Source organism: Gluconobacter sp. Gdi, assembly GCF_014132155.1.
GTDB lineage: Bacteria > Pseudomonadota > Alphaproteobacteria > Acetobacterales > Acetobacteraceae > Gluconobacter.
In genome coordinates this window covers 209,784-223,641 of the sequence record NZ_BLJQ01000003.1, presented here as the reverse complement: position 1 = coordinate 223,641, position 13,858 = coordinate 209,784, and the positions used below count along the sequence as shown (strand labels likewise).

Below are 13,858 nucleotides of genomic sequence, written 5' to 3'. Positions count from 1 at the left end.
ATAAGCAGCAAGAAATGCGTCAAAGACTGTCTTGTGGCGACTTTGCGACCTATATGCAGGGATCATGAAGGCCGACAAGACAATCGCAAAAGCGTGGATAAAAGCTCAGGGGCGTGCCAGCCGTTCCCTGATCTCCGTTATAGTGATCCTCGGACTGCTCTCGACCCTTCTGGGTCTTCTGCAGGCATGGGCTCTCGCCCGGACACTTGCTGCCATTCTAACCGGACATCCGGGCAATGCCCCTCCGGCTATCGGGATGTTCATCATCGTGAGCATCCTCCGTGTAGGCCTGTCGGCTGTGCAGGACATCAGAGCATCGTCCGCCAGTCTTTCTGCTCGCCGTCGGCTTCGATCCGAAATCATGGCTCGCATTATTGGCGAAGGCCCCGCGCTCCTGCGTCGGCAACACAGTTCAGTCATCGCCTCCACGCTTGTGGATCGCGTGGAAGCGCTGGATGGTTATTTTGCACGCTGGCTTCCAGCATCCGCGCTATGGCTCGTCTCGCAATGGATCGTCGTTGCTGCTGTCTTCTGGCAGAACCATCGTGCAGGCGTCATCCTCGCAATATGCTGCGCATCCCTTCCGGTCTTCCAGGCTGTCTTCGGCATCGCCACTGCGGTTGCGTCCCGCCGTCAGTTTCTAGCCATGACGCGTTTGCAGACGCGTTTTCTGGACCGGGTAAAGGGAATTGCCACAATTGTGCTGTCCGGCAGTACGGAACGTGAAGCACAGGCGCTGGCAACAAGTGCTGACGATCTACGACTACGGACTATGAAAGTCCTGCGTATTGCCTTCATTGCATCCGCTACGACAGATATCGCCATGGTCGTAGCGCTGGTGTTGATCGTCATCACCCAGAGCCATAATCTTAGTAGCGCGACGCCTGAAATTGCTCTCACACGCGCCCTTTACGCCATTCTTCTTGTACCAGAAGCATTCGCGTCTTTCCGTGCCTTGTCTGCGGCTTATCAGGATCGCGCGCATGCGACGGCAGCCGCGGAGGCTATGCACGAGTTGGCTGACCTTCCTGAAGAACTGTCGTCAACGCCCGCACTTGCTACTGTACAGAATGGCCGTGGCCTCACCGTGACTGCTGAAAACCTGTCGTTTTCCTGGAACGAAGAACGTGGTCCCGTGATCGAAAACGTGAGCTTCACGCTCCCGGCCGGCGAGACATTGATCCTGGAAGGGCCCTCGGGCGCAGGCAAGTCCACACTTCTCGAACTTCTTCTGGGTTTTGTAGACCCGACACAGGGCCGCATCCTTCTGGACGGCACAAACATGGCTACCCTGACGCCACGACAGATTTCATCCCGCATTAGCTGGATCGGGCAGAAGCCGGTCCTTTTTGCAGGAACAATTCGCGAGAACATTCTTTTCGCTAAACCTGAGGCTTCCGAACAGGAGTTGCAGTCAGCCATTTTTCACGCAGCAATGGATAGCTATATCCCGCATCTTCCCGAAGGCTTGGAAACGCGGATCGGAGAAGGCGGGTTTGGTCTTTCAGGCGGACAGGCCCAGCGCATTGCAATTGCCAGGGCCTTCCTCAAGAACGCGCCACTTCTGCTTCTGGACGAACCCACATCACATCTGGACCCGGCGACAGAGGCAGACATCCTGACCAGCCTTCATCGTCTGGCTGAGGGGCGAACAGTGGTTCTCTGTACACATTCTGCGCAGGCCCAGAAGTTCCATGGTCGCCACCTTGTTCTCAGCAAGGGTCGCGTTATCTCCTATACGGAGCAAGCAGCATGAGCGCTTCTCTTCAATCGCAGCGCCCGGAGAACAGCACGGCTCTTTCGCGTATTATCCGCGTCTGGAAGCCACATTACGGCCGCCTGATTACAGGCATCGTCATTGCAGAACTGGCTGTATGTTCCAGTCTGGCTCTGATGGGGCAGGCCGGTAGTCGCGTTGCGGCGGCTGCCGTAGGGGTTGCTGCTGGGTCGATGCTGTTACAGGCAGCCGGTGCCTCCCAGATCGTCCTGCGATATCTGGAACGCCTCTATACGCATGATGCGATGTTCCGCGCTCTGTCAGACCTGCGCGTGTGGTTCTATCGCCGTCTAGCAAAAGGCGCAGCAGCAGGCCTTGGCTTCCAACGCTCTGGAGATCTCCTGTCTCGTCTGGTCTCGGACGTCCAGACGCTCGACAATCTCTACCTGCGCATTCTGGTCCCGATGGCGTCCGCTGTTCTGACGCTGCCTGTTGCCGCGTTTGTCTGGCTTAAAGCTGGAACACTCCCCGGCTTGCTCACAACAGTACTATTCGCGGTCCTTGCTTTCGCCATGCCTTGGGTGGCAACCCGAGTGTCACGGCGTTTCGGCCCGGACATTCTTCACGCTGAGGCGGATCTGCGCGTAGCAGCTCTTGATCTGACGTCGGGTCTTCGTGAGGCTCGCGCTTTTGGCGCCGAAGACGTCCTTGCAAACGCGGTAACTGAACGTCAGGAAGCCCTGTTCTCTGCCCAGCGCAGACAGGCCATCCGCATGGCGCTGACAAATCTGGTGGCTGGCCTGGTCGCCAAAGCAGGTATTGCCATCATTCTCTGCGCAGTCGCAGGTCTGATTTTCCAGCAGGCCGCCCCAGTTGCTGGCATCGCAGCACTTTTTGTCGCCATTACCGCTCTGGAAGGCGTGACGGGCCTCTCTCGTGCAGGCCTGTTATATGGCCAGGTCTCGTACGCTGCTGAACGCATCATGGAAGTGGCCGAGAAGACCCCGACTGTCGCCGAGGGAACAACGCCGCTTCCATCTGGACGAGACATCAAAGTCGATAGGGTAACCTTTCGATGGGCTCCGAATCGGGAACCAGTTTTTCGTGATCTCACCCTCTCTCTTCGGCAGGGCGAACGTGCGGCGCTGATTGGCCCATCGGGTGCTGGAAAATCCAGTCTTGCAGCGCTGATTCTGAAAGTTGTTGCGCCTGAAGACGGAGAAATTCGTCTGGGTGGCGAAAATATTGCCAATCTGAACAACGACGCATTGCGCTCTCAGGTCGCGTGGCTCTCGCAGTCCAGCCACCTTTTTGATGATACGATCCGCAATAACCTTCTTCTCGGCCGCACCGATGTTCCAGAAGCCGCACTCTGGAATGCTCTCGATCAGGCGAAAGTCGCGGATCTGGTGCACAGCCTTCCTGAAGGTCTCGATACATGGATTGGTGAAAGCGGATCGAAACTCTCCGGCGGGCAGGGGCGGCGCATAGCACTCGCCCGTGTCCTGCTGTCAGACGCCCCGATCCTGATCCTCGATGAACCTGCAACAGGCCTCGATGCAGATACCGAGAAGGCGTTCCTGGAGACCCTGAACAACGTTGCAGAAGGCCGCAGCGTTCTGCTGATCGCTCATCGCCTGACAGGCGTTGAAAGGCTGGATCGCATCTGGCGCCTTGAGAACGGACAGGTAGTTTCAAGCGCAGGTTGACCAGACTCTGCCGACAAGGCACCTAGGAGCCTCAATTCTTTCTCTCAGGACGTCACGCCATGGTTCGTATCCTTTCTTCCATCCGTATTGCGGCTCCGGCTTTCGTCCTGACCGCCGCTCTGGCCGGTTGTGCCGACCAGCCGACACGCGACAGCTACGTTGTTTTTTTCGACCGTGATTCCGTTTCACTAAGCCCGGTTGCTCAGGCTGTTGTGACAAAAGCGGCTACGGCAGCACGCAATGAACATGCTCAGAGCATCCGCGTTTCCGGTTCTGCTGGCATGAACGGTGATCCAGCAGTTCTTAAGGAGCTTGCTGACAGCCGCGCGCAGGCTGTTGCAACACAGCTTGCCAATGACGGCGTGAACGGCGCCAAAATCGAGATCAAGCCAGAACCAGAGGCGACCATTGACGCATCCCACGTTGCGCTGCGTCGCGTCTCCATCACGATCACACCGGGTCTTTGAGCCGGAGCCCGGAGTGACGGAGGGACAAAACCACCCTGCGGCCAAACCGGGCCAATCTCCCGAACAGGTCCTTGCAGACGTGTTCGGGTTTCCAGGATTTCGCGGCCTCCAGGGAGAGGCCGTTGAAACTGTCATGCGGGGCGAAGACGTTCTCGTCCTCATGCCCACCGGCGGGGGAAAGAGCCTCTGCTATCAGGTTCCCGCATTATGTCGGGACGGCATGGGTCTCGTTATTTCTCCCCTGATTGCCCTGATGGACGATCAGGTAGCAGGTCTGAGGCAGCTGGGTATCCGTGCCGCAGCTCTTCATTCCGAGTTGGATGCTGAAGAGCGTGACATCCTGCATCAGGATCTTCGCAATAATCAGATCGACATCCTGTACATTTCACCGGAACGGCTTTTACAGCCCGCGACCAGCAACTTTCTCTCCAAGCGCCGTATTTCCCTGATCGCGATTGACGAGGCTCACTGCGTTTCTGCATGGGGACACGAATTCCGACCGGAATATCGGGCCCTCGCATCGCTTCCTGAACTCTTCCCGAACGTCCCCCGTATTGCCCTGACGGCAACGGCTGACCCGCGCACACGCGACGATATCCTGAATGTTCTCGGGATGCCCGATGCGCGCGTCCTGATGGCAAGCTTTCACAGACCTAACCTTTTCATGGAAGCCCGCCCAAAAGGAGGCGAAAGCAAGCAGCTGACCGAGGCACTGGAAAGCCATCGGAGCGGCGCTGCCATCGTCTACTGTGGAAGCCGTAACAAGACCGAACGTGTAGCAACGATGCTACGGGGCAAAGGCCTGACTGCGCTTCCGTTTCATGCAGGCCTGTCTCCTATTGAAAAACGGGCGACCCTCATGCGGTTCCGCTCTGGCGAGGACATGGTCATTGTTGCCACCGTAGCGTTCGGAATGGGCATTGATCGCCCGGACGTCCGCTGCGTAGTGCATCTGGACATGCCATCCTCTCCGGAAGCCTATTACCAGCAGATTGGACGGGCAGGGCGTGATGGTGAGAAGTCAGACACACTCCTGCTTTATGGCGGTGAGGATATGGCTCGCGCGCGACACTGGCTGGAGCAGTCAAGCGCGCCTGAAAACGAAAAGCGCGTCATGCAGTCCCGTCTGGAGAGCATGATTGCCCTCACGGAAACCACAGGCTGCCGGACTCAAGCCCTTCTGGCCTGCTTTGGAGAAAATCTTTCCTCTCCCTGTGGCCATTGCGATAACTGCATCAATCCCGTGTCCACGTTCGATGGCACTGAAGCCGCACAGAAAGTTTTGTCAGCCATTTATCGCACTGGACAACGCCTCGGCGCCGTCCAGCTCACCAATGTCTTACGCGGCAAAACCAACGAAACCATCGAACGTCACGCCTATCAGCACCTTTCAGTGTTCGGGATCGGGAAGGATCAGACCGAGAACTGGTGGCGTGCCGTGGTCAGACAGCTCATTGCGCGCGGTGCAATCCGGACGCACGGCGAACATGGGAGCCTTGCGCTTCAGAGCGAGATTGCGCGGCCAATCCTTCGTGGGGAAGAAAGGGTCTCTTTGCGACTGGACGCCAAGCAGAGCCTTATTGCGCGGTCTCCGACCACCAATCCGGAAAACGACAATCTTTCCGCAGAAGAAAAATCTGTTTTCGATGCCCTGCGGCAATGGCGCCTTTCAGAAGCACGGGAGCAGGAAATTCCCCCCTACGTTATTTTCCACGATTCGGTTCTTCGGGACATCGCAAGAGAACACCCCGTCAGCCATCAGGAACTCGGTAGTATCAAAGGGGTGGGTGCATCCAAGCTCGACCGGTACGGCGAATCGGTTCTGGCCGTTATCAAGGAGATCTCAGCCACCATCATGGCCTGAGATCTCCAAATCAGTTTATTTGGCCGCTTCGACCGTAAAACCGATCGTTATGCTGTCACCATCGAGGAACTCGAAGGTAAACGGTACTTTCTGTCCGATCTGAAGACCCTGCTGCACACCACCGCACAGCAGATGATAACCGGAAACCGGAAATATCATGTCTGAGTTGTGGGGCAGGGCCAGATGCGAAAATAGATCATTCGTGGCCTGCGTCTGCTCCTGGTTCGTGTGATGCGCCGTGATGGTGGAGCAGGCCGGTGACGTGATGCCCTTCAACAGATGATCACTGTCATCGTCATTGCGAATCGTAAAATACGCATTGGCCCGTGTGTCATCATGCTTTGAAGGGGCGAGTGTTCCATCCAGAACGACAATTTTTTGGCGATTATGCTGTGCAACTGGCAGAGCGCCAGTTTCCTGCGCAAAAGCAGGAACAGCAGAGAGCGATAACAAGACAGCAAAAGCCGCAGATACCCGTTTCAACGATAGTCTCCCGGTAACGGACAGGCCCATTTGGGCCAGAACGGATGATCCGGTAAACTGCTCCTATTTTCCTGGCCCCGACAAGGCCCGAACGATCAGGACTGTTCATGCGTTGCCCTTTCTGCGGACACGACGACACTCAGGTAAAGGACAGCCGGTCCAGTGAAGACGGGACCGCGATCCGACGTCGGCGCGTCTGCTCGGTCTGCACACAGCGCTTCACAACCGTAGAGCGCGTTCAGCTTCGCGAGTTGAACGTTATCAAGGCAGATGGCCGGCGTGTCCCCTTCGATCGGGACAAGCTCAGCCGTTCGATCCGCGTCGCTTTGCGCAAACGCCCAGTTGAAGAAGAGCGGCAGGAACGCCTGGTCAATGGGCTTGTCCGGCAGCTTGAGGCGTCCGGAGAGCAGGATATTTCTTCACATCGTATCGGCGAACTTGCGATGGACGCATTGCGCGAGGTGGACGGTGTGGCTTATGTCCGCTTCGCCAGCGTTTATCGCGACTTCCGCGAGGTCGAGGCTTTCTCGAAGATCCTCGCCGACATGAACCCCATAACCGGGGACGCAGATGCGTCTCCCGGAAAAAACGACTCCCAGGAGACACCATGACCGCATCAGACGCGCCCAACAGCCGACCAACGCGCCGCAGCCGGACCATTGCCCGTGTTGCAGCCGTTCAGGCTCTGTTCCAGTGCGAACAGTCCGGCGACAATGCGGAGACCGTTCTCGGCCAGTTTCTCCGTCACCGCCGCGTCAGCCCGACAGCATCCTTCGAAGACGGCCACATTCCTGATGCCGACCTGACCCTGATGCAGGAAATTGTTCGTGGCGTAACGCTCGATCAGGACAAGATCGACCACACGTTAAGCGATCTGCTTCCCGAGCAGTGGCCAATGACGCGCCTCGACCCCGTTCTTCGTGGACTGCTCCGGGCTGCAACATTCGAAATCGCTGATACCGATACGCCCGACCGCATCGTCATCAATGAATATATGGACGTTGCGCACGGCTTTTTCTTCGGGGATGAGCCAAAGATGGTGAACGGCATTCTTGATGCCGTCAGCCGACGTAACGAAAGCAACACCTGAAGCATGTCGGGCGAATTCAGTTTCATCGCCCGACATTTCCGGCAGCTCGCGGGCCCGGAAAGTCTCGACCTTCGAGACGACTGCGCGCTGATCTCTTGCCCCTCGGGGCAGGAGATGGCCATTTCTACCGACACGATGGTCGAGAACGTCCATTTTCTGACGGAAGATCCCCCTGAAACAGTGGGGCGCAAGCTTCTTCGCTGCAATCTCTCAGATCTCGCTGCCATGGGCGCAGAGCCCTATGCCTACACCCTGAACGTCACCATCCCACACGCATCTCGCTACGATGACGTGTGGTTCAGTGCGTTTGCTGCGGGCCTGGCGGAAGATCAGAAGCTCTATGGCGTAACGCTGCTCGGGGGAGACACGACCTCGACGGCGGGTCCACTTGTTCTGTCAGCAACAGTTTTTGGACGGCTGAAAAAAGGCACTGCTCTTCGCCGGAGCGGAGCCAAAGCTGGTGACAGCCTGTGGGTTACCGGAACAATCGGTGATGCCGCGCTTGGCCTGTTAGCCCTCCAAGGGAAAATTTCTGATCCAACAGGTTTCCTGTCAGAGAGATACCACTTGCCCCGCCCACGAACGGGTTTGAACCTGAATGGGCTTGTGCATGCAGCGATGGATATTTCCGATGGCCTGATACAGGACTGCGGTCATATCGCAGCAGAATCCGGGGTGGCCATAGATATTCTGGCAGACACAGTTCCGGCGTCCTCGGCCGCCAACGCCCTCGGGTCACAATGGCTCGAACAACGTCTCACAGGCGGCGATGATTACGAGCTTCTTTTAACCTGTGCCCCTGAAAACGAGAGCGTGTTGGTTCAGACGTGCTCTCAAAGAAACGTGCCCATCACTCGTATCGGGGCCATCCGCTCAGGAACGGGAGTTCACGTTCTAAATGCCGAGGGACAGGTTATGGAAATACAAAAAAAAGGGTGGCAGCACTTCTAAAGCTGGCACCCCTTTCAGATCTCAATCCTGGACTGAGCGTTCATACAGGCGATAACGCTTGTAAGGATGCGGAACTACAGCTTCCGCCAAATTCTTCATTCTCGTATCAGATTCCTGAATCCACCCAAGCTCTACCCAGGAATAGGGTAGAGAGCGCCCGCGACGCAGCAGCTCCGAAATTGCCAAAGAGGGCAGGAGGGAGCCCAGCATCGTGCCCTGAAGCTTGCGCGTGACGCCCAACAGAATGACACGCGCAGAGTGAAAGCGATGCAGTCCCAGACGGGTAGCAAGCTTGATCCAACCGAGCGGCGTAGGATCACCACCGAGATCGCCTGCAATATCGTAAAGATTGGGAACAACCAGAGCCATGGCCACCGGCTCACCGTCCTGATCAATCTGAACATAGTGCTCTGGTCTCAGCAGCGGCTTGAGCTGATTGATCATCGCCTTCATTTCGTAGTCCTGCAAAGGCACGAAATTATACTTTCCACTCCAGGCATCGTTGTAGAGCGTCCGCAGGACTTCACCTTGTGCTGCAATCTGCTTCTTGGAAAGACGCGTCACGGAAATGGATCCGAGACGACCTTCCCCGATTTTCAGATCACCCGGAACGCGAAAATTGGCTCTGTTTTCTTCAGTCAGATCGAAACGGTAGCTCAGAAGATCTTCGCTTCGTTTGTAACCAGCGCCTTCGACCAGCTGCCCCAGCAGTTTGGGGTGCCAGGGCATCGCAATCATGAGTGGCTGATCCTGCCCCTCGATCATGAGCCCGGATTCACCATTCCCGCTCAGCGTAACCGGACCACGCACGCGATCCATGCCCTGAAGGCGAAGCCAGTGACGGGCAGCACTCAGGAGGGCTGCAACAACAGACGCCTCCGGCACAGCGTCCAGTGCACCAAAAGACCCTGTTTTCTCACCCCAGAATTCAATCGCACGATGATCAACAATCGCAGCAATACGCCCGACAGGGGTGTCACCACGCCAAGCCAGAAAATAGCGAATGCTGGCATGACGGAAAATGGCAGCTTTCTTGGGGTTCAGAAGGTCGTTCTGTTCCATGTCCAGTGGTGGAACAAACCCGGGCATTCCAGCGTAAATACGGCGGGGCAGGGTAATAAAGAGCTTCAAATGTGCCCGCGTCGTAACCGGACGGACTACTAGATCATCTTGCGGAGCGGGCGATGTCATAGGGTCGGGCCTTGCACCTCTGGTTGAAAAATTTTTCAGAGCTAATGGAGTAATATGCCTTAACAGCACAGGGTCGCATTTTTTCGCACCGGAAGGCTATACCCTCCCATTACCAATCCGACCATGACTTTCAACGTGGATATCTCTCCCATGGCAACCTTTCCGCTTTCCAGACGCGGCCCTCAGTCACGAATTCTGATCACCGGAGCCTCCAGCGGCATCGGTGAGGCCCTCGCACTTCACTATGCGCGGGCAGGAACACATCTTATTCTATGGGGCCGCAATCAGCAGCGACTGAACAACGTCGCTGCTCAGGCCCAACGCCACGGTGCCACGACAGAAACTCTCGCTCTTGATCTGTGTGACACAGACGCGGCCCTTGCTGCCTTACGAGAAGCCGACGACGTCAGCCCGATCGATATTCTCGTTCTCGGTGCAGGGCTGGGAGACATCCGCCCGGAAAATGAACTCACGGAACTCCCGGAGCAGGTGAAAACCATTTCCCTCGTCAACTTCACGACGCCCGTGACCTTGGCCACAGAAATGGCGCGCCGCATGGCTCCACGGGGGGGCGGAAATATCGCCCTCATCGGTTCTGTTGCTGCCTTCCATGATCTTCCCGTCGCAACGGCCTATAGCGGCTCAAAAGCTGGCCTTGCCCGTTTCAGCACAGCGCTTCACGCTGCCATGACACCACACAATGTTCATGTGACGCTTGTCTCTCCGGGATATGTCGACACGCCCATGAGCCAGCGTCTGGAAGGGGCTCGACCGCTCCTGGTGTCCTCTACCAAAGCAGCGCGCCTCATCGCGCGCGCCATCGGGCGGGGACGGGCGCATCTTCTGTTTCCATGGCCTTTCGCTCTGGCCCGACTTCTGGAGATGCTGGTGCCGCGGCCAATCGTTCATCGCCTGCTGCGTTCCGCCGAAGTGCGACAACGTGCTGCAAATTAAGAAAAGCCACCTCTCACTAACTTGACGGCATGCTGCCGGTAGGCGACTGCTTCCACATTCAACAGATGCCAGACAGGCCAGAGGATAGTTGTCATGAGGGAAATCGTTGCGGTCGATATCGGCGGCACCCATGCCCGTTTTGCAATCGCAAGCATCGAAAACGGAACCGTCGCGGAACTGGGTGAAGCCGTCACCCTGAAATGCGCTGAGCACGCAAGCCTGGCTCTGGCCTGGGAAGCTTTTGGCAGAACTTTGGACCGCCCTTTACCAAAGGAAGCGGGGATTGCCGTAGCCTGTCCGGTTACGGGTGAGATCCTGAAGATGACCAACAACCCTTGGGTCATCCATCCGACGCAACTGGCCAGCCGTCTGCATCTCGACAACTTCGTTCTGGTCAACGATTTCGGTGCCGTGGCCCATGCTGTAGCACAGGTTGATTCCTCTCATATGAGACATCTGTGTGGGCCGGACGTGGACCTACCATCTCAGGGAACAATTACGATTGTCGGTCCAGGAACAGGCCTGGGGGCAGCATGTTTGCTGCGCCGCGGAGAAAAATACTTTGTCATGGAGACCGAGGGCGGCCACCTGGACTACCCACCGCTCGACGAAGTTGAAGACAACATCCTCAAGGCACTCCGCCAGCGTTTCCGGCGCGTATCAGCAGAACGCATCGTCTCGGGTCCTGGCTTGACCAACCTTTATGAAGTCATCGCGGAACAACAGGGCCTGCCCATCACACTGCGCGATAACAGAACGCTCTGGCAGAACGCCATGGAAGGTTCCGACACGATCGCAGCAGCGGCTCTCGAACGCTTCTGCCTCAGCCTTGGCGCCGTTTCTGGTGATCTTGCACTGGCACACGGCGCCCATGCCGTTGTGATTGCCGGTGGCCTTGGACTGCGCCTGGCGAATATTCTCGGTGAATCCGGCTTTGCCGAACGTTTCGTCGCAAAAGGGCGATTTGAGACCATGATGAGCGAAATGCCCGTCAAAATTATCACGCATCCCCAGCCTGGTCTCTTTGGGGCAGCCGCAGCGTATGCAGAGGCTCACTCCTGACAGACTGAGCAAGACGGCTGGCTAACGTGGCGCAATACACACGGCCAGCCGATCAAAAAAAGCCAATGCTTTATTTGAAAACTGTAAAATCGAATTCCTGATTTTTAGAACATCAGGAAAAAAACGGCTATTTTCTGCGGGGGAATAGTCTCTCTGGAGGTCCGGGCGGGAATCGAACCCACATACGCGGATTTGCAGTCCGCTACATCACCATTCTGCCACCGGACCTCGGAGGAGACAGGGGCTATATCGTCTTTCAGGACATTTTGGTCAAGAGAGATATTTCAGTCCCGATGAGGATTTTTCTTCTGGGAGGGATCAGGCTATTAAGGGCTGATTCACGAAACGCTGCGATACAGTGTTCAGATGGCAGGATATCTCATGACTTCAGGATGCAACGGCACAAAGGCTCTATCCGGTCCCCTAGGGCTGGGTCTTCTGAGCTTTCTCCTGAGCGGAACAGCCCTGGCTCAGAAGTATGATGGGAGCGGGTCCCCAACCTTCGTTCCGCATACCCTGCAGGAAGCACTTGCCACTGCCTATCTGACCAACCCCACGCTTCGTGAAGAACGTGCCCACCTGCGCGCAACCGACGAACAGGTTCCGACGGCAATGGCTGGATGGCACCCGACCATTCAGACGTCCATGAATCTGACCTACTACGACGGTCGTACAAATTATGCGGCTTCCGGAGGCTCCCTCGGAAGTGGCTCTACCTATCAAACTCCCGGCTACAACGGGCAAGTGAATATTACCCAACCGCTTTACGAAGGCGGAAAAACAGTCGCTGGTATTCATGCTGCGACCAATCAGGTCATGGCCGAACGCGCCAAACTGATTTCAACTGAACAAAGCGTTTTTACCAGTGTCGTCAATGCCTATGTAGGCGTTGTCGAGGACGAACAACTTCTTCAACTTGCCATTAATAACGAAAGAGTTCTCCAGCAACAGGTTCAAGCGACACAAGAACGCTTTCGGGTTGGTGAAATAACGAGAACCGACGTTGCTCAGGCACAGGCCGCACTGGCGAGCGCATCGGCCCAACGCCAACAAGCTGAAGGAACGCTGCAAGGCGCGCAGGCCACATATCTGCAAATTATAGGCATTTCTGCGGCCCCGAATATTGAGCCTCCACAGCCACTCAAACTACCAGTTTCGAGCGAACGCGAGGCAGTTGCCGCGGCGGTGCAGAACAATCCCGACGTCGTTAACGCGCTCTTCACTGAGGCTCAGCAAAAAGACAACATTTCTGTGCAAATCTCGGCGATCATGCCAAAAGTTTCTGCTGACCTCAGTTATCAGCATACCGTCAACCAAGGCTACAGCCGCACGTTGATGGATAACAAGTACGGAATGCTCTCTTTTCAGGTTCCCATTTATCAGGGGGGCTCTGAATATGCAGCTATTCGTGGCGCACGCCAGCAGGCTCAGGCGGCTCATCGCGAAGTGGATGTACAGCGTCGCACTGCACTCCAGAAAGCAGCGTCCAGTTGGCAACAGATGGTTGCGTTCAAGCAGTCCATCAATAGTGACCGGGTGGCGATATCCTCCAACGTGATTGCGCTTGACGGCGTAGAACGTCAGGCTCTGGTCGGAACCAGCACGACACTGGCTGTTCTCCAGCAGCAGCAGACACTCCTGCAGGCCCAGCAGACACTGGTGCAGCACCTGTCTAACCTGGTCATCTCCTCGTATGCGGTCGCAGCGTCGATCGGAAGACTGACGGCATCTGACCTCAAACTGGGTGTCCCGCTCTACGATGAAAAAGCCTACTATAATGCGGTCAAGAACAGACTGTGGGGCACCAGCGACTACGCGATCAATCAGCCTGGACGCTAATGCTTTTCCTGTAATGCTCAAGATGCCCCATACGTCATGACCTCTCCATCTCCGGAGCCGCAGCGTGGCTCCGCTGACGATACAATCGACACCGTCCTTAGCTCGATCCGTCGGATCCTGAATGACGACAAGACTTTGAACACAACAGTGGAGAGCACACTCGTGACGTCAGCTATCGAAAATGACGAACTGACCCTTGAACCATCCATGATGGTGTCGCCTGCAAAGACAGAGCACGGCAACTCCGCGCCGCAGGATGATCTCATGGGCGCACAAACCATTGCTGCTGCAGAGCACTCCCTGAATGACCTGCAGACCGCATTCAGCAGTAACGGAAAATCAATCCCGTCCGATACCGTCGTGAGCGGAAGCAGCGGCATGACGATTGAAGACATGGTTCGCACTGAAGTGCGCTCCATGGTACGGACATGGCTGGATGCTCACCTGCCTTCGCTTGTAGAAATTCTGGTGCGCGCCGAGATTGCGCGTCTGCGCCCGAATAACTGATTGCCTTCTTTTACCAACATTTGC

At 56.4% G+C, this 13,858-nt stretch carries 13 protein-coding genes and 1 tRNA gene; 11 read left to right on the top strand and 3 right to left on the bottom strand.

The window, feature by feature from the left end; genetic code table 11:
• Positions 1-64: 64 nt before the first annotated feature.
• Genes cydD through recQ form a run of 4 tightly spaced genes read left to right on the top strand, consistent with a single transcriptional unit; the run spans position 65 to position 5,757 of the window.
• The gene (gene cydD / locus JN414_RS07965; RefSeq protein ID WP_202207425.1) at positions 65-1,756 is read left to right on the top strand and encodes a thiol reductant ABC exporter subunit CydD; all 1,692 of its coding nucleotides are present in this window, start codon (positions 65-67) and stop codon (positions 1,754-1,756) included.
• A complete protein-coding gene (gene cydC / locus JN414_RS07960) occupies positions 1,753-3,426 on the top strand; it encodes a thiol reductant ABC exporter subunit CydC (protein ID WP_202207424.1) in 1,674 nt (557 codons plus the stop codon). Before cydD ends, cydC begins: the two co-directional genes overlap by 4 nt.
• Positions 3,427-3,485: 59 nt before the next feature.
• Complete coding sequence (locus JN414_RS07955; RefSeq protein ID WP_202207423.1) at positions 3,486-3,893, top strand: OmpA family protein; 408 nt, start codon at positions 3,486-3,488, stop codon at positions 3,891-3,893.
• A 13-nt stretch (positions 3,894-3,906) separates the two neighbouring features.
• Positions 3,907-5,757, top strand: a complete 1,851-nt coding sequence (gene recQ / locus JN414_RS07950) for a DNA helicase RecQ (protein ID WP_202207422.1) — start codon at positions 3,907-3,909, stop codon at positions 5,755-5,757.
• 15 nt (positions 5,758-5,772) lie between these two features.
• Here the strand turns inward: recQ and JN414_RS07945 are convergent, their stop codons facing one another.
• On the bottom strand, positions 5,773-6,240 hold the full coding sequence (locus JN414_RS07945; RefSeq protein WP_202207421.1) for a copper chaperone PCu(A)C: 468 nt from the start codon (positions 6,238-6,240) through the stop codon (positions 5,773-5,775).
• 107 nt (positions 6,241-6,347) lie between these two features.
• Here JN414_RS07945 and nrdR point away from each other — a divergent pair, with 107 nt between their 5' ends.
• From nrdR to thiL, 3 genes are read left to right on the top strand one after another with little or no spacing between them, the layout of a single operon-like run.
• On the top strand, positions 6,348-6,851 hold the full coding sequence (gene nrdR, locus JN414_RS07940; protein WP_046901522.1) for a transcriptional regulator NrdR: 504 nt from the start codon (positions 6,348-6,350) through the stop codon (positions 6,849-6,851).
• Complete coding sequence (nusB, locus tag JN414_RS07935) at positions 6,848-7,330, top strand: transcription antitermination factor NusB (protein WP_046901521.1); 483 nt, start codon at positions 6,848-6,850, stop codon at positions 7,328-7,330. Before nrdR ends, nusB begins: the two co-directional genes overlap by 4 nt.
• A 3-nt stretch (positions 7,331-7,333) precedes the next feature.
• Positions 7,334-8,281 carry a thiamine-phosphate kinase gene (thiL, locus tag JN414_RS07930; RefSeq protein WP_202207420.1) on the top strand — a complete coding sequence of 316 codons (948 nt, stop codon included), beginning with the start codon at positions 7,334-7,336 and terminating at the stop codon, positions 8,279-8,281.
• A 21-nt stretch (positions 8,282-8,302) separates the two neighbouring features.
• Here thiL and JN414_RS07925 read toward each other — a convergent pair whose 3' ends face one another.
• The gene (locus JN414_RS07925) at positions 8,303-9,472 is read right to left on the bottom strand and encodes a hypothetical protein (protein ID WP_202207419.1); all 1,170 of its coding nucleotides are present in this window, start codon (positions 9,470-9,472) and stop codon (positions 8,303-8,305) included.
• A 150-nt stretch (positions 9,473-9,622) separates the two neighbouring features.
• Between JN414_RS07925 and JN414_RS07920 the strand changes: the two genes are divergently transcribed.
• Together JN414_RS07920 and glk are read left to right on the top strand one after the other, a co-directional pair.
• Positions 9,623-10,426, top strand: coding sequence for an SDR family oxidoreductase (locus JN414_RS07920; protein ID WP_202207418.1), 804 nt, complete (start codon positions 9,623-9,625; stop codon positions 10,424-10,426).
• Between the two features lie 93 nt (positions 10,427-10,519).
• Positions 10,520-11,488 carry a glucokinase gene (glk, locus tag JN414_RS07915; RefSeq protein ID WP_202207417.1) on the top strand — a complete coding sequence of 323 codons (969 nt, stop codon included), beginning with the start codon at positions 10,520-10,522 and terminating at the stop codon, positions 11,486-11,488.
• A gap of 154 nt (positions 11,489-11,642) precedes the next feature.
• Here glk and JN414_RS07910 read toward each other — a convergent pair.
• Positions 11,643-11,716 (bottom strand) — tRNA-Cys (locus JN414_RS07910).
• Between the two features lie 153 nt (positions 11,717-11,869).
• Here JN414_RS07910 and JN414_RS07905 point away from each other — a divergent pair.
• On the top strand, positions 11,870-13,327 hold the full coding sequence (locus JN414_RS07905) for a TolC family outer membrane protein (protein WP_202207416.1): 1,458 nt from the start codon (positions 11,870-11,872) through the stop codon (positions 13,325-13,327).
• Positions 13,328-13,363: 36 nt separating this feature from the next.
• Positions 13,364-13,834: a DUF2497 domain-containing protein gene (locus tag JN414_RS07900; protein WP_202207415.1), complete on the top strand. Its 471-nt coding sequence runs from the start codon at positions 13,364-13,366 to the stop codon at positions 13,832-13,834.
• Positions 13,835-13,858 lie beyond the last annotated feature (24 nt).

Excerpts from the sequence above, each read along its gene's own strand:
- cydC (WP_202207424.1), top strand. The coding sequence starts at position 1,753 with ATGAGCGCTTCTCTTCAATCGCAGCGCCCGGAGAACAGCACGGCTCTT.
- thiL (WP_202207420.1), top strand. The coding sequence starts at position 7,334 with ATGTCGGGCGAATTCAGTTTCATCGCCCGACATTTCCGGCAGCTCGCG.
- JN414_RS07905 (WP_202207416.1), top strand. The coding sequence starts at position 11,870 with ATGACTTCAGGATGCAACGGCACAAAGGCTCTATCCGGTCCCCTAGGG.
- glk (WP_202207417.1), top strand. The coding sequence starts at position 10,520 with ATGAGGGAAATCGTTGCGGTCGATATCGGCGGCACCCATGCCCGTTTT.
- cydD (WP_202207425.1), top strand. The coding sequence starts at position 65 with ATGAAGGCCGACAAGACAATCGCAAAAGCGTGGATAAAAGCTCAGGGG.
- JN414_RS07900 (WP_202207415.1), top strand. The coding sequence starts at position 13,364 with ATGACCTCTCCATCTCCGGAGCCGCAGCGTGGCTCCGCTGACGATACA.
- JN414_RS07955 (WP_202207423.1), top strand. The coding sequence starts at position 3,486 with ATGGTTCGTATCCTTTCTTCCATCCGTATTGCGGCTCCGGCTTTCGTC.
- JN414_RS07925 (WP_202207419.1), bottom strand. The coding sequence starts at position 9,472 with ATGACATCGCCCGCTCCGCAAGATGATCTAGTAGTCCGTCCGGTTACG.
- nrdR (WP_046901522.1), top strand. The coding sequence starts at position 6,348 with ATGCGTTGCCCTTTCTGCGGACACGACGACACTCAGGTAAAGGACAGC.
- JN414_RS07920 (WP_202207418.1), top strand. The coding sequence starts at position 9,623 with ATGGCAACCTTTCCGCTTTCCAGACGCGGCCCTCAGTCACGAATTCTG.
- nusB (WP_046901521.1), top strand. The coding sequence starts at position 6,848 with ATGACCGCATCAGACGCGCCCAACAGCCGACCAACGCGCCGCAGCCGG.